This is a genomic window from Solirubrobacter soli DSM 22325, from assembly GCF_000423665.1.
Classification (GTDB): Bacteria; Actinomycetota; Thermoleophilia; order Solirubrobacterales; family Solirubrobacteraceae; genus Solirubrobacter; species Solirubrobacter soli.
Window position 1 is genome coordinate 440,202 of sequence record NZ_KE384069.1, and the last position, 17,662, is coordinate 457,863.

Genomic DNA, 17,662 nt, shown 5'->3' on the forward strand with positions numbered 1-17,662 from the left:
GCGCCGGGCCGCGTCGCACGCGGCCGCGTAGCGCTCCGAGCCGACGAGGGCGACTGCGTCCTCGTACGTCAAGCGTGCGCGGGCGCCGGCGTGGCCCGGGCGGCGTTGGCGGCGATCGCGTCGATGATCAGCGGCCACGCGCCGCGCGGCAGGCCGTGGCCCATGCCCTTGATCTCGACGAGGCGGGCGCCGGGGATCGCCCGCGCGGTGGCGCGCCCGCCGCTCGGGCGCACGAGCTTGTCCTCCGCGCCGTGGATCGCGGTGGCGGGGATCGTCAGCTTGCGCAGGTCCGCCGAGCGGTCGCGGTCGGCGACGATCGCCGCCAGCTGGCGCTGCGAGCCCTGCGCGTCGTGGCCGCGGTCGTAGCTGAGCGTGGCGATCTCGCGCAGGTCCTCGACGTCAGGGCCATAGCCGGAGCCGCCGATCTTCGTGAACATCTCGACCGCGTGGTCGATGAAGCGCTCGCGCTCGCGCGGGGACGGCTTGAGCAGCACGGCGTACATCGCCAGCGCCGGCTGGCCGTTCCAGAACCCGCCGGTGTTGGACATGATCGATACGAGGCTGAGGGTGCGCTCGGGGTGCCGGATCGCGACCGTCTGGGCGATCATCCCGCCCATCGAGGTGCCGACGATGTGCGCCTTCTCGATGCCCAGCGCGTCGAGCACACCGACGCTGTCGGCCGCCATGTCGGTCAGGGTGTAGGCGCAGGCGCGGTCGCGCTTGGCCAACTGGACCAGGCTCGGGACCGGCGCGCCGTCGAGGTGGGTGGAGCGGCCGATGTCGCGGTTGTCGTGACGGATCACGAAGAACCCGTTCCCGGCCAGCTGCGCGCAGAAGTCGTCGTGGTAGGCGACCATCTGCGTGCCGAGGCCCATGATCAGCAGCATCGCGGGGTCCCGCGAGTCGCCGAAGGTCTCGTAACAGATGTCGATCTCGCCGACGTGGGCGAACGCCTCAGCCATCGTCAAAGCCTAGTGACGATCCCGTGAATCCGCCTCCGGATTCGGTCGGTGTGAGACCGGGATGGCGCGCCGATGAGGCTCATCTCGACGACGGTCGCCCTCGCGCTCGCGCACGGCGCGGACATGATCGAGCTCGACGTGCAGCGCACCCCCGGGACGGTCGCGCTGAAGGCGTGGACCGCCCCGGTCGTCGCCGAGGCGGTGCCGCTGAGCTTCCGCCAGTCGATCGGCGCCGATGAGCCGCTGCGCACCGGCGCCTACACCTCGACGCTGACCTTCACGGTGTCCACCACCGCGCCGTAACCTGCCTCGCCATGCGCGAGGTCACGGTCGAAGGCCCTGGCGGGCGCACGCTCGCCGTCATCGATGCCGGCGCCCCCGACGGGGCGCCGGTGGTGGTCCACCATGGGACGCCCGGTTCAGCCAAGCTGCGCCCGGGGTGGAACGAAGCGGCCAGCGAGCGCGGGCTGCGGCTGATCAGCTACGACCGCGCGGGTTACGGGCGCTCGACGCGCGACCCCGGCCGCAGCGTCGCCGACGTCGCGCGGGACATGGAGGCGATCGCCGACGCGCTGCGGATCGGCCGCTTCGTCACCTGGGGCGGCTCCGGCGGCGGCCCGCACGCGCTGGCCACCGCCGCGCTGCTCGGCGACCGGGTGGCGGCCGCGGCGACGGTCGCCGGCGCGGCGCCCGCGGACGCGGGCGACCTCGACTTCCTCGCGGGCATGGGGGAGGAGAACGTCCAGGAGTTCAGCGCCGCGATGTCGGGCGAGGCGGTGCTGCGGCCGCTGCTCGAGGCGTGGCGGCCCGCGATGCTCGAAGGGACCACCGAGGCGCTGCTCGCGTCGATGAAGACGCTGCTGAGCCCGCCGGACGTCGCCGTGATCACCGCGGGCCTCGCGGAGCACCTGATCGCCTCGACGGCGCGCGGCCTCGCCGACGGCGTCGACGGCTGGCTCGACGACGATCTCGCGTTCGTCAAGCCGTGGGGGTTCGACCCGGCGGCGATCACGGTGCCGGTGCAGGTCTGGCAGGGTGAGCAGGACCTGATGGTCCCGCCCGCGCACGGGCGGTGGCTCGCGAGCCACCTGACCGGCGCGGACGCGCACATCTCGCCGACCGACGGGCACCTCACGCTGACGGAGGTGCACCTCGGCGAGATCCACGAGTGGCTAGTTGCTCGTCTGTAGCCCGATCGGGCAGCTCACGCCGGTGCCGCCGAGGCCGCAATAGCCGTTCGGCACCTTCGCGAGGTACTGCTGGTGGTAGTCCTCGGCGTAGTAGAACTCGCCCAGGGGCGCGACCTCGGTCGAGATCTCGCCGTAGCCCTTCTCCTTCAGGCGCTCGCCGAACGCGGCCTTGGTGGCCTCGACCGCGGCGACCTGCTCGGGGCTGGTCGTGTAGACGGCCGAGCGGTACTGGGTGCCCACGTCGTTGCCCTGGCGCATGCCCTGGGTCGGGTCGTGGTTCTCCCAGAAGGCCTTGAGGATCTCCTCGTAGGTGATCTTCTCCGGGTCGAACACCACGAGCACGGCCTCGGTGTGCCCGGTCTTGCCGGAACAGACCTCCTCGTAGCTCGGGTTCGGCGTGTAGCCGCCGGCGTAGCCGACGGCGGTCGAGTAGACGCCTTCGAGCTGCCAGAACACGCGCTCGGCGCCCCAGAAGCAGCCCATGCCGACGACGGCGGTCTGCAGGCCCTCCGGGAACGGGGGCTTCAGCGGGGTGCCGAGGACGAAGTGGCGCTCGGGGACGGCGATGGAGTCAGGCCGCCCGGGAAGCGCGTTCTCGGGGGCGGTCATGCGGGTCTTCGAACCAAACAGGAACATGCCTTATGGTCCTGCGCAAACCCGATTTGTTACTCGAGCCGAGGTCGGATGATCGGGGTGGGGCGGAGGGGCTGCGTTGCCTCGGTTACTCCTCGTCGTCTTCCCCGGAGATGGCGTCGAGCAGCTCCAGCGCGGCGGCCTGGGCGGGGGTGACGAGGACCTCGCCGCCGAGGTCCTCGAGCTGCGGGAAGAAGCTCGCGTGCACCGTCACCTCGTCGCCGCCGGCGTCCTCGAGCACGATGATCGCGCGACCGGGTCCGTTGCCGTTGGCGTCGCCGTCCTCCTCGCCGCCGAGCGCGGCACCGGCGGCGGAGAGCACCGTCACCGCCAGGTCATGCCAGTGCGACAGGGCGTCGTTGCGCTCCGCCTCCGTCATCTGGTCGAGGTGGTGCCGATTGCGCTCGGCAAGGGCGGTGACCGCGGCTGCGATGGGAGCGTCGGCCAGGAGGTCGTCGGGAGAAGGCACGTATCCAGTATGGCGCTGCTTTCAGCACGCTCCGGTCGGTTGGACCCCGAAGTCGTCCCGCTCGGCCGCGGCGAGCGTCGCGGCGGGCACGGTGAACGGCGCCTCGGAGCGGTAGGAGGAGAGCTTCACGCTCGGGCCCCCCTCGAGGTCCGACGTGCGCGTGCAGCGCAGCCACGGGAGCGTGATCCGCGCGCTGCGAACGGTCACGTCCTGCAGCGTCGGCACGTGCGCCCACCACTCCGCGTTGGAGCTCGTCAGCAGCACCCCGACGCGATGGCCCGCGCCGAGCTCCCAGTCATCGCCGTACAGGTCGATCGTCGCGAGCTCGTTGCCGTCGAGCAGCGTCGCGCCGCGGGAGATCAGCGTCGCGCTGCCGGCACCGTCGATGTCGTAGACGTCGACGACGAGGTTGGCGCGTGCGGCAGCCTTGGCCACGTCGACGGTGAGCTTCGGGACGCCGGCGAAGTGCGCGTCCTGGGCGAGCGGCGGCGAGACGGTCCAGATGCCGGTGCCGGCGCCGCCGCCGGTCCCGTTGTTCTGGGCGTCGTCGGTGTAGGTGCCGCCGTTCAAGGCAGTGCTGAGCGGGGTCGAGTCCGCCGGCGGCCAGCTCGCCTCGCTGCGCCACGTCCCGTCACTGGTCTGGACGGCGTTGGGCGGGTCACTCGCGACGGTCTCGCCCTTGACGTGGGCGTCGAAGAAGCGCATCACCTCGTCGAACCAGCCCGCGCGGCCCATCAGCAGCCGGCCGTCCGCGTCGGTGTCGTTGCCGCGCACGTGGTCCCACATGCCGAACCACGCGCGCTTGGGCCCGGTCAGGCCGTTGTAGAGGTCCCAGGTGCCATCCGGCTTGGTGTTGTTCTCGATGAACCCCTGGGTGAGGAACAGCGGCGTCGCCTTCCCGCGCGTGGCGGAGATCAGGTCGCGGGCGCGCCAGAACGCGCTGCCGTGGTCCTCGGACTGCTGCCCCAGCCAGTTCAGCGCCAGGCAGGTGGGGGAGTTCAGGCTCTGCGCGTTGTAGGCGAGCGTGTCGCCGGTCGTCCCCGGCGTGGCCGCGATCGCGTCGTAGAGCGCCGGCGTCAGCAGGCTGTTCGTGAAGCGGACGCGGTTCGTGTACAGGTAGCGGTAGAAGTCGTACACGGGCTCCTGCGAGACGACCGCCGCGAGCCCGTCCGGCTGCTGCGCGATGCCGACCAGCCCGGTGACGCCGTCGTAGGACTTGCCGTACATGCCGACCTTGCCGGTCGACCACGGCTGCCGCGCCGCCCACTCGACCGCGGCCTTGACGTCGGCCTGCTCGCCGGGACCGCCCCAGTCCAGGCAGCCGGACGAGCCGCCGAACCCGCGCAGGTCGACCTGCACCCACGTGTAGCCGCGTTCCATCAGCCGCGCGCCGTTGATGAAGTCGTAGAAGCGCGCGGACGGACCCGCCTCGCCGGTGGGCGTGTAGGGCGTGTCCTCGATCGGGCCCGCCGGGCCGGTCTGACCGCTGTGATTGAAGTACGGGCCGATCGAGAGGATCACGGGCGTCTTCGCGTCCGCGGGCAGCTGGGCCGGGCGCAGGACGTCGGCGTGCAGCTTGGTGCCGTCGGCCTCCTTGATCGTGGCCTGGGTCCAGTTCGCGCCGGGCGGCGGCGCGTCGGCGTGGGCCGTGGCGGGGACGAGCAGGGCCGCGGCGGCGAGGGCGAGCATGGTCCGCATGGGAACTCCCAACGCGCTGCGACTCGATAGCTTGCGGTCAATGGGAGCGCGACTGGGACTCGGGCTGGCGGCGCTGGGGCGTCCCGGCTATCTGAACGTCGGCCACGGCGCCGAGCTCGGCGACGACCGCTCGGTCGACGCGTTGCGCGCACGCACGTTCGAGGTGCTCGACCACGCCTACGAGGCGGGTGTGCGGGACTTCGACGTCGCCCGCTCCTACGGGCGCGGCGAGGAGTTCCTCGGCGAGTGGTTGCGCGCCCACAACCCGGCGGGCGTGCACGTCTCCTCCAAGTGGGGCTACGTGTACACGGCGGGCTGGGAGATCGCGCACGACCCGCCCGAGGTCAAGCACCACGACGTCGAGACGTTCCGCCGCCAGCTCAACGAGACGCGCGAGAACCTCGGCGAGTGGCTGCAGCTCTACCAGATCCACTCGGCGACGCCGGAGAGCGGCGTGCTGCGCGACGACGACGTGCTGAGGGCGATGCAGGAGACGGATCTGCCGCTGGGCGTGTCGGTGTCCGGTGTGTCGCAGGCGGAGACGATCGACGTCGCGCTGACGACCGGGTTGTTCGACGCGGTCCAGGCCACGTGGAACCTGTACGAGCGCTCGGCAGAGGGTGCTCTGGCGCGCGCGCACGCCGCGGGCCTGCGCGTGTACGTCAAGGAGGCGCTCGCCAACGGCCGGCTCGCCGACCGCGACGCGCAGGCGCTCGCGGCCGCGCTGGCGCAGCCGTGGGCGACGGTCGTGCTCAGCGGCGCCGCGTCGGTCGAGGTGCTGCGGTCGAATCTGCGCGCCCGCGAGGCCGCAGCCGCGGATCTGGGCGAGCCGGAGGACAGCGCGGCCTACTGGTCGACGCGCGCTCAGCTCGCCTGGAACTGAACCGTCACGCGGGCGCCGCCCTCGGGTGCGTTGGCCGCGTCGACGTCGCCGCCGTGGGCGCGGGCGAGGCGGCGGGCGATCGCCAGGCCGAGGCCCGCGCCGCCACCGCCGCGCGCCTTGTCGCCGCGGTACAGCGGCTCGAACACGTGGGGGAGGTCCTCCTGCGCGAAGCCCGGGCCGTCGTCGGTGACGTCCACGCGCGGGCCGTCGACGCGGAGCTCGACGCGCGTGTGCGCGTGGCGGAGCGCGTTGTCGAGCAGGTTCGTCAGCACCCGCTGCAGCGCGACCGGGTCGCCCTCCAGCCGCACCGGGCCGTTGGTGAAGACGTCGAGTCGGAGCGAGCCGGGGTCGACGGTCTCGGCCGCGCGGCGGGCGATCGCGGCCAGGTCGACGGGCTCGATCGAGTGCGCCTCGAAGCGGTACTCCGCGCGCGAGAACGCGAACAGGTCGCCGACGAGGCGGTCGAGGTGGGCGGCCTTGTCCTGCGCGCGGGTCAGCGATTGCTCGTCGCCGATCCCGCGCTCGATCGCCTCCAGCGACCCGCGCAGCGTGAACAGCGGCGTGCGGAGGTCGTGGGCGATCGCGGTCAGCAGGAAGCGCCGCTCCTGCTCGGCCGCGGTGGTGGTGCCGAGCGCGGTCTCGAGCGCCGCCGCCATCCCGCCCATCGCCTCGCCCACCTGCGCGACCTCGCGGGCGCGCGTGGAGACCGGAGCGATCGCCAGCTCCCCGCCGGCGATCCGCTCGGCGCCGTCGGCGAGCTGCGCGAGCGGGCGCAGCACCCAGCGTTGGAGCAGGCTGACCGCGAGGACGAGCACCAGCGCCAGCGCGATGCCGGCCGCGAGCAGCGCGACCGCCCAGGCCACCGCGGCGCTTTCACGCGGGACGAACACCGTGCCGTCGATCCCTGCGCCTGAGACGTTGTACATCCGGTAGGCCTTGGCGATCTTGGTCTTGAACTCCGGGCTCTGCTGCAACGCCAAGAGGCCGGGGGTGGCGAGCGGCTGCCCGGCCTGCTTGAAGGCTTTGAGTTCGTCGAGGCTCGCCCCGACCGGCTTGACGTCGGTCACCTCGGCCTCGACGCCGATCCGCGTGAGCTTCTGGCTCACGGTCTCCCAGTCCTTGAGGCTGACGCTGGTCATCGCGTCGACCGCCTGCTGCAGCCGGTCGTTCTGGCGCCCGCTCTGCCAGTCGCCCGCGAGCACCCACGCGCCCAGACCCGCGGCGGCCGGGATGACGATCGCCGCCGCGAGCCCGACCGCGAGCCACGTCCGCAGCGACCTCATGGCGGATCGAAGCGGTAGCCGACGCCCCACACCGTGGTGATGAGCTCGGGCGCGAGCTTCTCGCGCAGCCGCCGGACATAGACCGGGACGGCCGACCGGTCGCCCCACGAGCCCCACACCCGCTCGTAGATCTGCTCGCGGGAGAGCACCTGGCGCGGGTGCTCGACGAACAGCATCAGCAGCTCGAACTCGCGTGCCGTGAGCGGCACCGGGCGGCCGTCGGCGGTCACCTCATGCGCTTCCCGGTCGATCGCGAAGCGCCCATAGACGCGTCGCCGGGATGGCGTCGCCCGGCGCAGGACGGCCTTCACCCGCGCGACGACCTCGGCGGGCGTCGCGGACTTGACGATGTAGTCGTCGGCGCCGAGCGCGAGCCCGCGCAGCTTGTCCTCGTCCTCGCCGCGTGCGCTGAGGAAGAGCACGGGGACGTCGGAGTGCTCGCGGATCTTTCTGCAGACGTCGAAGCCCGAGCCGTCCGGGAGCATCACGTCGAGCAGCACGCAGGCGATCGGATGGGTGCCGAGCGCGTCGATCGCCCCGCCCGCGTCGGGCGCCGAGACGACGCCGAAGTCCTCGACGGCGAGGAAGTCGCCGAGCAGCGCGACGATCTCCGGGTCGTCCTCGACCAGCAGCACGGTGGACACGCCGTCAGTCTCGCGCTCTTGCGTACTCACCGGACGCGTTTTCCACGGATGTTCATCTTTGGTCTCTCGGCTGGTCAACGGCGCACGGTGGACTCGTCGGCATGAAGCGATTCCTCACCATCGTCGCCGCCACCGCCGTCGCGGCGGCCATCACGATCCCCGCCGTCGCGGACAGCGGATCGCCGTCGGACGAGCTGGCCACGTTCGCGACCTGCATGCGCGCGCACGGGGTGGCGATCCCGGCCGACCTCGAGGGCGTCGCGATCAAGCAGTGGATCGGCGACCACCAGGACGCCGCCGGGATGCAGGATGCCTTCAAGGCCTGCGATCCGAACCCGCGCCAGGGCGACAAGGCCGACAACGCCTCGCCCGAGGAGCTCGTCGCGTGCCTGCGCGCCAAGGGCCTGCAGCCACCGGCGAACGTGAACGACCTCAAGCCGTGGGTCCTGCAGCAGTTCGAGACCGACGCCGGCAAGACCGCGCTGAACGCGTGCGGGCTGGCCGCGCCGGGGGAGAAGCCGGCCGAGGACGGTCCGTGTGGCGGTCCCGACAAGGCGAAGGCGTCGCGGGCCGGCCGGGCGAAGTCGTCGCGGACGCACACATTGACCACGACCGTTCCGGCCGCTTAGGGCGGCCCCTCCGAGAGGATCCGCTCGCGCAGCGCGTCGCCCCGGCCGGCCGACACCGCCCGGGCGGCGCGCTCCTCGCTCAGCTCGACGCCGCGCGCCGCCGCCAGCTCGACCAGCGCCTGCTTCTCGTCGCTCTGCTGGGCCGCGCGCAGGAACAGCCAGCAGAACAGCAGGATCGTGACGATCGAGCCCTCGACCATCATGATCGCGCCCGCGGCGCTCTGGTCGTTGGCGGGCGTGATGCCCCAGTACGCCTCGCCCGCCGCGTAGCGGGGATAGAGGACGCCTGACGACCACAGCAGCGCGTTGGCGAGCACGCTCTGGATCAGGCGGACGGCGACGATGTAGCCGATCTTCGCCGCGTTGCCGAACCACGCGGGCTTGGGAAGCGGGCCGAGCAGCGCCATCCACATCCCGATCCCGAACGCGACGAACAGCAGGTGCTGGAGCGCGTGCACCGCGCTGTGCTCGACGGCGCCCTGGTAGAGCACCGGGAGATGCCAGATGTAGAAGTTCGCGGTCCAGAGGCCGAGCGCGATGACCGGGTGCGCGAGGAACCGCAGCCAGTGCAGGCCGGGTGCGCCCAGCACGGGCTGGAGGACCGGGCCGGTCAGGCCGAGCACCAAGAGCAGCGCGCCGAGGTCGGCCAGCAGCAGGTGCTCGATCATGTGCGCGAAGAAGAGCTCCTCGCTCAGGTGCGCGATCGGTGAGACCAGCGTCGCGACCATCAACGCGAGGCCGCCGTACCAGCACCACTGGCGCCAGCCCGGCACCGGCGTGCCACGGCGGCGCAGCGTGCGCGAGCGCAGGTGGTACATGACGCCCACCGTCACGGCCGGTGCCAACTGCAGCGGCGCGACCTCGAAGGTCACGTGGGCGACGACGGACAAATTCAGGACTCAGCGGGTAGCGTGCCGGACATGTCCGATCGTACGACTCCGCCCTTCCGAGCCGACCACGTCGGCAGCCTTCTCCGCCCACAGGCGCTCCTTGCCGCCCGGGCCGAGTTCGCCGAGGGCCGGATCGACGCCGACGCCCTGCGCGAGATCGAGGACGAGGCGATCCGCGACGTCGTGCAGCTCCAGCGCGACGCCGGGCTGCGTTCGGCGACCGACGGCGAGTTCCGGCGCGCGTCCTGGCACATGGACTTCATCTACCAGCTCGGCGGGATCTCGAAGTCGCCCGGCAACCTCAGCGTCAAGTTCCACAACGCCAACGGCGACATCGAGTTCACGCCCGCGGCGATGCTGATCGACGAGAAGATCCACCTCGATCACCCGATCTTCGCCCGCGACTTCGAGTACCTGAAGGGGCTGACCGCCGACGGCGTCACGCCCAAGCTGACGGTCCCGAGCCCGAGCATGGTCCACTACCGCGGGGGGCGCGCCGCGATCGAGCGGTCGGCCTATTCGGACATGGACGCGTTCTGGAGCGACGTGACCACCGCCTACGCCGATCAGGTCGTCGCGATGGGTTCGCTCGGCTGCACGTATCTGCAGTTCGACGACACCAGCCTCGCCTATCTGAACGACCCCAACCAGCGCGCCGAGATGGCCGCCAAGGGCGACGACGCCGAGCACCTCCACGAGGGCTACATCCGCCACATCAACGAGGCCTTGTCGCGCCGCCCCGACGGCATGGCGATCACCACCCACATGTGCCGCGGCAACTTCCGCTCCTCCTGGGTCGCCGAGGGCGGCTACGACTTCGTCGCCGAGGCGCTGTTCAACGAGCTCGCCGTCGACGGCTTCTTCATGGAGTGGGACGACGCCCGCTCCGGGGGCTTCGAGCCGCTGCGCTTCGTCCCCAAGGGCAAGGTCGTCGTGCTCGGCCTCGTGACGACCAAGACCGGCGAGCTCGAGACGAAGAGCTTCCTCAAGCGCCGGCTCGAGGAGGCGTCGCAGTACGTCGACATCGACCAGCTCTGTCTCTCGCCGCAGTGCGGCTTCTCCTCGACGGTCGAGGGGAACGCGCTGTCGATCGAGCAGCAGGCGGCGAAGCTGCGGTTGGTCGTCGAGGTGGCCGAGGAGGTCTGGGGCTAGTCTCCCCGCGTGCTGCAACGCCGTCCGCCACTGGTCGTCGGGATCGCGGCGGCCGCGGTCGGCGTCGCGCTGACGACCCTGCTCGTCTTCGCGCTCAAGGACGTCGCCCCGGTCCTGTCGCTGGGCGTCGTCTACCTGCTGGTCGTGCTGGGCGTCGCGACCGTGTGGGGCGTCTGGCTGGCGTTGGCCACCGCGGTCGCGAGCGCGCTGGCGTTCAACTTCTTCCACATCCCGCCGACCGGGCGGTTCACGATCGCCTCGGGGGAGAACTGGGTCGCGCTCGTGGTGTTCTTCGTCGCCTCGGTGGGTGCGAGCTCGCTGGCGGAGCTCGCGCGCAAGCGGGCGCTGGAGGCCGACGAGCGCCGCCAGGAGGCCGACCTCTCCGCCGAGATGGCCCGGCTGCTGCTGCGCGGCGGGCGGTTGGACGAGACGCTGCCGAGCGTCGGCGCGCGGCTCGCGCAGGCGCTGGGCCTGTCGAGCGCGGCGATCGAGCTCGCCGCGGTCGACGCGGGCGAGCGCAGCGTCGTCTTCGCGCTGCGTGAGGGGACGCGCCAGATCGGCACGCTCGTGCTGCCAGCGGGCGCGCCGGAGCCGGTGCTGCGGCGCGTGCAGGTGCGGATCGCGCCGGCGCTCGAGGCGCTGCTCGCCGCGGCGCTCGAACGCGACGCGCTCCAGGCCGAGGTGGTCGAGACGGCGGCGCTGCGCCGCAGCGACGTCATCAAGACCGCGCTGCTGCGGTCGGTCTCGCACGACCTGCGCTCGCCGCTGACCGCGATCCTCACCAGCGCTGAGGCGCTCCACTCGCCGTCGCTGAGCGGCGAGGAACGCGACGAGCTCGCCACCTCGGTGTCGGAGGAGGCGCGGCGGCTGTCGCGGCTGATCGACGACCTGCTCGACCTGTCGCGGCTGGAGGCCGACGCCGCCGACCCGCACCCCTCGTGGTGCTCGGTCGAGGAGGTCGTGCGGGCCGCGATCGACGAGCTCGGCCTCGCGCCCGACACGTTCAAGGTGGCGATCGACGCCGACCTCCCCCCGGTGCGTGCCGACGCCGCCCAGCTGCAGCGGGCGTTCGCGAACCTGCTCGAGAACGCCCACCGCCACTCGGGCGGCCATCCGGTGTCGGTGCGGGCGCGGGACGTCGGCGGACGGATCCTGCTGCGGGTCGTCGACCGCGGCCCCGGCATCCCGCAGGCGCAGCGCGAGCGGATCTTCGAGCCCTTCTACCGCTCCGGGACGAGCGCCACCGGGCACCGCGGGTCCGGGCTCGGGCTGGCGATCGTCCGCGGGTTCGTCGAGGCCAACGGCGGCAAGGTCTGGGTCGAGTCGCTCCCGGATCAGGCGACGTCGTTCGTGGTCGAGCTGCCGCTCGAGCCTCAGCCGCAGTAGGCGGTCCTGACCACGCGGTAGTAGGCCGACGCCTGCCGTGGGGTGAGCGAGTCCTCACCGAGGTTCGTCATCACGACCACTTGCTTGCGCGCGTCGGCGCTGTGCAGCGTGAAGGTGCGGTAGCCGGGCGTCCCGCCGTCGTGGCCCCAGACCTCGCCGCAGGGCAGCTGCATGCGGAAGACGCCGGTCGTGTAGCCGGTCATGACGCCGGGGCCGAAGGGGAGCTGGAGCGCCGCCGGCGGCGTCAGGAGCTCGCGCTTCTGTGCGGGCGCGAGCAGCTTGCCGCCGAGCAGCGCGCGGTAGAAGCGGGCGACGTCGTCGACGGTCGAGACGATCGCCCCGGCCGTCCAGGACCAGGTCTGGTTGAGCGCGGTGACGTCGGCCGGGCCGTTCTCGTAGCCGTGGGCGTGGCGGCCGGCGATCCGCGACCCGCTCTCGAACGTCGTGTGGCGCAGGTGGGCGGGGGTGAAGATCCGTTCGCGCATCTGGGTCGCGATCGGGCGGCCGTCGACGCGCTCGGCGATCATCCCGAGCAGCACGTAGCACGTGTTGCAGTAGCGCCACTCGGCGCCGGGGGCGGAGTGGACGGGGTGGGCGGTCGCGAAGCCCACCAGCTCCTGCGGCGTGAAGCGCCGGTCGGTTCCCGCGCTGTTGGCGACGGTGTCGTCGTCGCCGAGGTAGTCCGCGAGCCCGCTCGTCATGTTCAGCAGCTGGCGGATCGTGATCTGCGACCCGTTCGGCACCACGCCCGGGAGGTGCTGCTCGACCGTGTCGTCGAGCCCGAGCCGCTGCTCGCCCGCGAGTTGCAGCACGATCGTCGCCGTGAAGGCCTTCGTGACGCTGCCGACACGGAAGCGGTCACTGGCCTCGAGCCTGGCGTGTGTCTTGAGGTCGCCGACGCCGACGGCCAGCCGCGTGGTGTGGGCGCTGTCGCGCGAGAGCACGATCGTGCCCGGGACACCACTGTCCACGAGGCGGTTGACATCGGTCTTCAGCGACGCCGACGCGGGCGCGGTCAGCGCGAGCGTGGCGACGAGGGCGAGCAGGAGCGTTTTCATTGCCGAGGAAGGTCCCAGGCGCCGCCCACGGCCGAAATGCGGGCCGCACCCATCCCGCGGTTCCGATTTGCGCACCCCGATGCAGGTTCCGCCGGATCGCCGCGGAACATGGTCTCGTGGCCTCCACGACCCCCACACCCACGGACCATCAGTTCACGCTGCCCACGGTCACGCCGCGGCCCAAGCCGCCGGCGAAGCCCGCGGTCGGCTGGTAGAACCCGCCGCCGATGGAGATCGGCATCTACACGTTCGGCGAGCTCACCTCGGGCTCCGCCGGCCAACGCATGCGGGACCTGCTGGAGGAGATCGAGCTGGCCGACGAGGTCGGGCTCGACGTCTTCGGCGTGGGGGAGCACCACCGGCCGGACTTCGTCGTCTCGGCGCCCGCGATCGTGCTCGCCGCGGCGGCGCGGACCACCAAGCGCATCCGCCTCACCAGCGCGGTCAGCGTCATCTCGAGCGACGATCCGGTCCGCGTGTTCCAGGACTTCGCGACCGTCGACCTGATCAGCGGGGGGCGGGCGGAGATCATGGCCGGCCGGGGGAGCTTCATCGAGAGCTTCGGGCTGTTCGGCTACGACCTCGACGACTACGACAAGCTCTTCGCGACCAAGCTGCTGAAGCTGCTGGAGGTCCGGCAGCGGACGGACATGGGCGTGTTCCCGCGCCCGGAGCAGGACCCGCTGCCGGTCTGGATCGCGGTCGGCGGCAACCCGGAGTCGGCGGCGCGCGCCGGGATGCTCGGGCTGCCGATGGCGCTGGCGATCATCGGCGGCTACCCGGAGCGCTTCGCGCCGTTCGCGGAACTGCATCGCCGGGCGACGGTCGAGGGCGGGCACGACTACCGGCCGCTGTCCATCAACTCGCACGGGTTCATCGCCGAGACGAGCCAGGAGGCCGTCCGCGTCAGCTTCCCGGCGTTCAAGGCGATGATGGACCGGATCGGCCGCGAGCGCGGGTGGCCACCGCTGACCCGCGAGCAGTACCTCGCCTCACACGAGCTGCGCGGAGCGAACTTCGTCGGCAGCCCGGACCAGATCGTCGAGAAGATCCTGTTCCAGCACGAGATCTTCAAGCACGACCGGTTCCTTCTCCAGATGAGCGTCGGCACACTGCCGCACAAGGACGTCATGCGGGCGATCGAGCTTCTCGGCACCGAGGTGGCACCGAGGGTCCGAGTGGAGCTTCAGGCGGCGAAGCGGTAGCCGACGCCCGGGTCGGTCCGGATGTACGCCGGGGCGCCGAGCTTGCGGCGCAGGTTGGCGAGGTGGACGCGCAGGACCTGCACGTCCTCCGCGTACTCCGGGCCCCAGACGTCGACGAGCAGCGCGCGGTGGGTCATCAGCCGGCCGCGGTTGACCGCCAGCGCGCGCAGCAGCTTGAACTCGATGGGGGTGAGGTGGACCTCCTCGCCGTCCACCCGCACGACGTGGGCGGCGAGGTCGAGCTCGAGGTTCTCGGCGCGCAGCACGGGCTCCGACACGCCCGGATCGGCGCGCCGCAGCGCCGCCTGGAGCCGCGCCACCAGCTCGCGCGGGCCGAACGGCTTGGTCACGTAGTCATCCGCGCCCGCCTCCAGCGCGCGCACCTTCTCGTCCTCCTCGCCGACCGCGCTGAGGACGAGGATCGGCATCTTCGACCACTCGCGCAGCGACCGCGTGACCTCGATACCGTCGCCGTCGGGCAGCACGAGGTCGACGATCGCGGCGTCGGGCGGGCGCAGCGCGGCGGCGTCCAGCGCCTCCTCGACGCTCGCCGCCTGCAGCACCTCGAAGCCGGCGTCGCGCAGGATGATCTTCAGGGCCCGCAGGATCTGCGGCTCGTCATCGACCACCAGGACACGCATACGCTGAGGAGCCTACGATGCCCGGCCGCTACCGCATCTTCCTGGGGATGGCCGCCGGCGTCGGCAAGACCTACCGGATGCTGGCCGAGGCGCAGGCGGAGGCCGAGGCGGGGCGGGACGTCGTGATCGGCCTGGTCGAGACCCACGGGCGCGAAGCCACGATCGCGCAGACGACCGGGCTCGAGCAGGTGCCGCGGCGGCGCGTCGCCTACCGCGGCGTCCGGCTGGAGGAGATGGATCTCCCCGGCATCCTCGCGCGACGACCCGAGCTGTGTCTGATCGACGAGCTCGCCCACACCAACGCGCCCGGCCTCGAGCATCCCAAGCGCTACGAGGACATCCAGGACGTCCTCGCCGCCGGCATCGACGTCTTCTCCACCGTCAACGTCCAGCACCTCGAGTCGCTCAACGACCAGGTCGCCGAGCTGACCGGGGTCAAGGTGCGCGAGACCGTCCCGGACGAGGAGCTGGGCAAGGCCGACGAGATCGTGCTGGTCGACCTCCCACCGGAGGACCTGATCGCCCGCCTGCAGGCCGGCAAGGTGTACCCGCAGGCGCGGATCGCGCCCGCGCTGAACGGCTTCTTCCGGGTGGAGAACCTGCGGTCGCTGCGCGAGGTCGCCTTGCGCCAGCTCGCGGAGACCGTCGAGGACCGGCGGGTCGACGAGCCGCCGATCGCCGAGCGGCTGCTGGCGTTCGTCTCGCTGGACGAGCGCGACGAGCGGGTGGTCCGCCGCGCGTGGCGGTCCGCCCAGCGCCTGGGCGGCGAGCTCGACGTGCTCGTCGTCTCCAACCAGGCCGGCGCCGTGCAGCGCCAACGGCTCGAGTCCCTTCGGCGGCTCACCGCGATGCTCGGCGCCCACCTGCTGGTCGAGGACGGCGACGAGCTCGAGATCCTCACCCGCGTCGCCCGCGAGAAGGGGACCACGTACATCCTCCTCGGGCCGCCGCCGCGACGCCGGTTCGGGGAGCCGCTGCTGCTGAAGATCCTGCGCGAGCTGCCGGACGTCGACGTCCGCGTCGTCGCTCAGCGGTAGAGCGCGACCCCGTTCTCGTACAGCGCCCGCTCGCCCGCCGCCTCGGCCACGAGGTCGAGATCCTCGTCGAGGAACGGGCGCCGCGCGCGGGTTCCGGGCAGGTCCGATCCGAACACCACCGCCTCCGGATTCAGCGCGGCGACCGCCTTCAGCGCCGAATACGGGTCGACGTCGATCCGCCCGAAACCGCTGGCCTTGACGTACGCACCGTCCTTTACGAGGTCCAGGAGCGCCGGCAGGCCCGCCTGCGACATCCCGACGTGGTCGATCACGAGCCGTGGCGCGATGGAGAGCGCTGACCGCACAGCCGGGAGGTCGCGGGCGTCGAGGTAGACCTCCAGGTGCCAGCCCACAAGGTCGTGGAACCGCGGTGCCAGCGCGACCTGCTCGAGGTCCCCGCCGCGGAAGAGGTTGACCCGGTACGCGCGCACGCCGGCCTCGGCGAGCGCGACCACCTCCGCGTCGGCGATGTCCGACGGGACGTTGGCGACACCGACGAACCCGGGCCCGAGCTGCTGGAGCGCGTCGACGAGATACGTCTGGTCGTAGGCCTGGAACGAGCCGCTGACGACGGCGCCCCCGGTCACGTCGAGCCCGGCGACCCGCTCGCGGTAGTCGCCGACGGTGAACGGCTCGGGGAGGAAGCCCTGGTTGGGGACCAGCGGGAACCGCGGATCGATGACGTGGAAGTGCGCGTCGAAGATCGGCACTCAAGGCAGCGTGACAGTTCGCCGAAGCAGATCAGACGTATGACTGCCGTCGCGCACATCACGATCGCCCGCCGCCGGCTCTCCACGCGGCTGCCCGCGATCCTGCAGACGGCGGTCGCCGCGCTCGTGGCGTGGTACCTCTGCGTCCTGCTGCTGCCGGACCCGCAGCCGCTCTTCGCCTGCATCGCGACCGTGGTCTCCATCGGCGCCACCCACGGCGCCCATCGCCAGCGCGCGACCCAGCTCGTCGCGGGCGTCGTGTGCGGCCTCGCGGTCGCGGACGCGATCATCCACGTCATCGGGACGGGCGCGCCGCAGCTCGCGGTCATGGTCGTGCTGGCGATGTCGGTCGCGGTGCTGCTCAACGGCTCCGAGCTCGTGATCTCCGAGGCCGCGGTGTCGGCGATGCTGCTCGTGATGACCTCGAGCGGCGGGGCGTTCTCGCCCAACCGGATCCTCGAGGCGATGATCGGCGGCGTCGTCGCGCTGGCCGTCGCGCTGCTCTTCTCGCCCGACCCGATCCTGCCCGTCAGCCGCGCCGCGCAGGCCGTGTTCGGGCGTCTCGGCCGGGCGCTGGAGCGCACCGCGTCGGCCCTGGACGAGGGCGATGCCGGCCGCGCCGAGCAGGCGCTCGAGCAGGCGCGGTCGATCGACTCCCTGCTGCGCGAGTTCGACGACGCGCTGGCGACGAGCCGCGAGACCGTCCGCACCGCGCCGACCCGCTTCGGCGACCGCGAGCCGATCGATCGCTATGACCGCTCGCTCGAGCAGGTCGACCTCGCGGTGCGCAACACGCGCGTCCTCGCCCGCCATTCGCTGCGCGCGATCCGCGCGGGGGAGAACCCGGGCGAGCTACGCGACGCGGTCAACTCGCTCGCCGGCTCCGTGTGGGCGCTGGCGGCGGCCTACGACGAGCCCGAGCGGGCGGAGGAGGCGCGGGTTCTCGCCTCGTCCGCAGCGGTCGACGCGACCGCGCTCGCCGCGACCGGCGGGCTCGCGTTGGCGGAGGTCGCCGCACCGGTGCGCTCCGCCGCGGTCGACCTGATGCGCGCCGCCGAACTCGTCGCGGGCATGCCCGAGGAGCTGCCGACCGAGGAGCTGCTGCTCCTGCCGGCGCCGGTCGAGGAGACGCCGTGGGTGTGCACGTTCAGCGAACCGGAGGAGTCCTCCGGTAAGCTTTAGCCCCATGGGG

At 72.1% G+C, this 17,662-nt stretch carries 19 protein-coding genes; 9 read left to right on the top strand and 10 right to left on the bottom strand.

What is annotated here, in order from left to right; translation table 11 throughout:
- Nucleotides 1-68: 68 nt before the first annotated feature.
- Nucleotides 69-962, bottom strand: a complete 894-nt coding sequence (locus G569_RS0131570) for an alpha/beta fold hydrolase (protein WP_028066377.1) — start codon at nt 960-962, stop codon at nt 69-71.
- Between the two features lie 72 nt (nt 963-1,034).
- Here G569_RS0131570 and G569_RS0131575 point away from each other — a divergent pair, with 72 nt between their 5' ends.
- Nucleotides 1,035-1,265 carry a hypothetical protein gene (locus tag G569_RS0131575; protein WP_028066378.1) on the top strand — a complete coding sequence of 77 codons (231 nt, stop codon included), beginning with the start codon at nt 1,035-1,037 and terminating at the stop codon, nt 1,263-1,265.
- Between the two features lie 11 nt (nt 1,266-1,276).
- Nucleotides 1,277-2,152, top strand: coding sequence for an alpha/beta fold hydrolase (locus G569_RS0131580; RefSeq protein ID WP_028066379.1), 876 nt, complete (start codon nt 1,277-1,279; stop codon nt 2,150-2,152).
- Here the strand turns inward: G569_RS0131580 and msrA are convergent.
- The 3 genes from msrA to G569_RS53185 form a co-directional block, all read right to left on the bottom strand.
- On the bottom strand, nt 2,135-2,788 hold the full coding sequence (msrA, locus tag G569_RS0131585) for a peptide-methionine (S)-S-oxide reductase MsrA (protein ID WP_037500402.1): 654 nt from the start codon (nt 2,786-2,788) through the stop codon (nt 2,135-2,137). The genes G569_RS0131580 and msrA overlap by 18 nt on opposite strands.
- Before the next feature lie 85 nt (nt 2,789-2,873).
- Entirely contained in the window at nt 2,874-3,254 is a 381-nt protein-coding gene (locus G569_RS0131590; protein WP_028066381.1) for a hypothetical protein, read from the bottom strand.
- A 21-nt stretch (nt 3,255-3,275) separates the two neighbouring features.
- A complete protein-coding gene (locus G569_RS53185; protein ID WP_053227253.1) occupies nt 3,276-4,943 on the bottom strand; it encodes a CocE/NonD family hydrolase in 1,668 nt (555 codons plus the stop codon).
- Between the two features lie 49 nt (nt 4,944-4,992).
- Here G569_RS53185 and G569_RS0131600 point away from each other — a divergent pair, with 49 nt between their 5' ends.
- Nucleotides 4,993-5,835 (top strand): aldo/keto reductase, encoded by an 843-nt coding sequence (locus tag G569_RS0131600; protein ID WP_037500405.1) that lies wholly within the window; start codon nt 4,993-4,995, stop codon nt 5,833-5,835.
- Here G569_RS0131600 and G569_RS0131605 read toward each other — a convergent pair.
- Entirely contained in the window at nt 5,817-7,118 is a 1,302-nt protein-coding gene (locus G569_RS0131605; RefSeq protein WP_028066383.1) for a HAMP domain-containing sensor histidine kinase, read from the bottom strand. The two genes, G569_RS0131600 and G569_RS0131605, sit on opposite strands and share 19 nt — an antisense overlap.
- On the bottom strand, nt 7,115-7,762 hold the full coding sequence (locus G569_RS0131610) for a response regulator transcription factor (protein ID WP_028066384.1): 648 nt from the start codon (nt 7,760-7,762) through the stop codon (nt 7,115-7,117). The genes G569_RS0131605 and G569_RS0131610 overlap by 4 nt, the downstream gene beginning before the upstream one ends.
- Nucleotides 7,763-7,863: 101 nt before the next feature.
- Between G569_RS0131610 and G569_RS0131615 the strand changes: the two genes are divergently transcribed.
- Nucleotides 7,864-8,391 carry a hypothetical protein gene (locus G569_RS0131615; protein ID WP_028066385.1) on the top strand — a complete coding sequence of 176 codons (528 nt, stop codon included), beginning with the start codon at nt 7,864-7,866 and terminating at the stop codon, nt 8,389-8,391.
- On the opposite strand, the gene G569_RS0131620 is transcribed toward G569_RS0131615, so the two are convergent.
- Nucleotides 8,388-9,281, bottom strand: coding sequence for a cytochrome c oxidase assembly protein (locus tag G569_RS0131620; protein ID WP_028066386.1), 894 nt, complete (start codon nt 9,279-9,281; stop codon nt 8,388-8,390). The two genes, G569_RS0131615 and G569_RS0131620, sit on opposite strands and share 4 nt — an antisense overlap.
- 30 nt (nt 9,282-9,311) lie before the next feature.
- Between G569_RS0131620 and G569_RS0131625 the strand changes: the two genes are divergently transcribed.
- Together G569_RS0131625 and G569_RS0131630 are read left to right on the top strand one after the other, a co-directional pair.
- Complete coding sequence (locus tag G569_RS0131625; protein WP_028066387.1) at nt 9,312-10,433, top strand: 5-methyltetrahydropteroyltriglutamate--homocysteine S-methyltransferase; 1,122 nt, start codon at nt 9,312-9,314, stop codon at nt 10,431-10,433.
- Between the two features lie 9 nt (nt 10,434-10,442).
- Nucleotides 10,443-11,819: a sensor histidine kinase gene (locus tag G569_RS0131630; protein WP_028066388.1), complete on the top strand. Its 1,377-nt coding sequence runs from the start codon at nt 10,443-10,445 to the stop codon at nt 11,817-11,819.
- Here the strand turns inward: G569_RS0131630 and G569_RS53190 are convergent.
- Nucleotides 11,807-12,877, bottom strand: a complete 1,071-nt coding sequence (locus G569_RS53190; RefSeq protein ID WP_053227254.1) for a serine hydrolase domain-containing protein — start codon at nt 12,875-12,877, stop codon at nt 11,807-11,809. The two genes, G569_RS0131630 and G569_RS53190, sit on opposite strands and share 13 nt — an antisense overlap.
- A 227-nt stretch (nt 12,878-13,104) precedes the next feature.
- On the opposite strand from G569_RS53190, the gene G569_RS0131640 reads away from it, so the two are divergent.
- The gene (locus tag G569_RS0131640; RefSeq protein ID WP_028066389.1) at nt 13,105-14,082 is read left to right on the top strand and encodes an LLM class flavin-dependent oxidoreductase; all 978 of its coding nucleotides are present in this window, start codon (nt 13,105-13,107) and stop codon (nt 14,080-14,082) included.
- Here the strand turns inward: G569_RS0131640 and G569_RS0131645 are convergent.
- Nucleotides 14,064-14,723 (bottom strand): response regulator transcription factor, encoded by a 660-nt coding sequence (locus G569_RS0131645; RefSeq protein WP_028066390.1) that lies wholly within the window; start codon nt 14,721-14,723, stop codon nt 14,064-14,066. The two genes, G569_RS0131640 and G569_RS0131645, sit on opposite strands and share 19 nt — an antisense overlap.
- A 17-nt stretch (nt 14,724-14,740) precedes the next feature.
- Between G569_RS0131645 and G569_RS0131650 the strand changes: the two genes are divergently transcribed.
- Nucleotides 14,741-15,760: a histidine kinase gene (locus tag G569_RS0131650; protein ID WP_028066391.1), complete on the top strand. Its 1,020-nt coding sequence runs from the start codon at nt 14,741-14,743 to the stop codon at nt 15,758-15,760.
- Here the strand turns inward: G569_RS0131650 and G569_RS0131655 are convergent.
- Nucleotides 15,751-16,470, bottom strand: a complete 720-nt coding sequence (locus tag G569_RS0131655; RefSeq protein WP_037500410.1) for an amidohydrolase family protein — start codon at nt 16,468-16,470, stop codon at nt 15,751-15,753. The genes G569_RS0131650 and G569_RS0131655 overlap by 10 nt on opposite strands.
- Before the next feature lie 39 nt (nt 16,471-16,509).
- On the opposite strand from G569_RS0131655, the gene G569_RS53195 reads away from it, so the two are divergent.
- Nucleotides 16,510-17,652 carry an FUSC family protein gene (locus G569_RS53195; protein WP_053227255.1) on the top strand — a complete coding sequence of 381 codons (1,143 nt, stop codon included), beginning with the start codon at nt 16,510-16,512 and terminating at the stop codon, nt 17,650-17,652.
- Nucleotides 17,653-17,662: the final 10 nt, after the last annotated feature.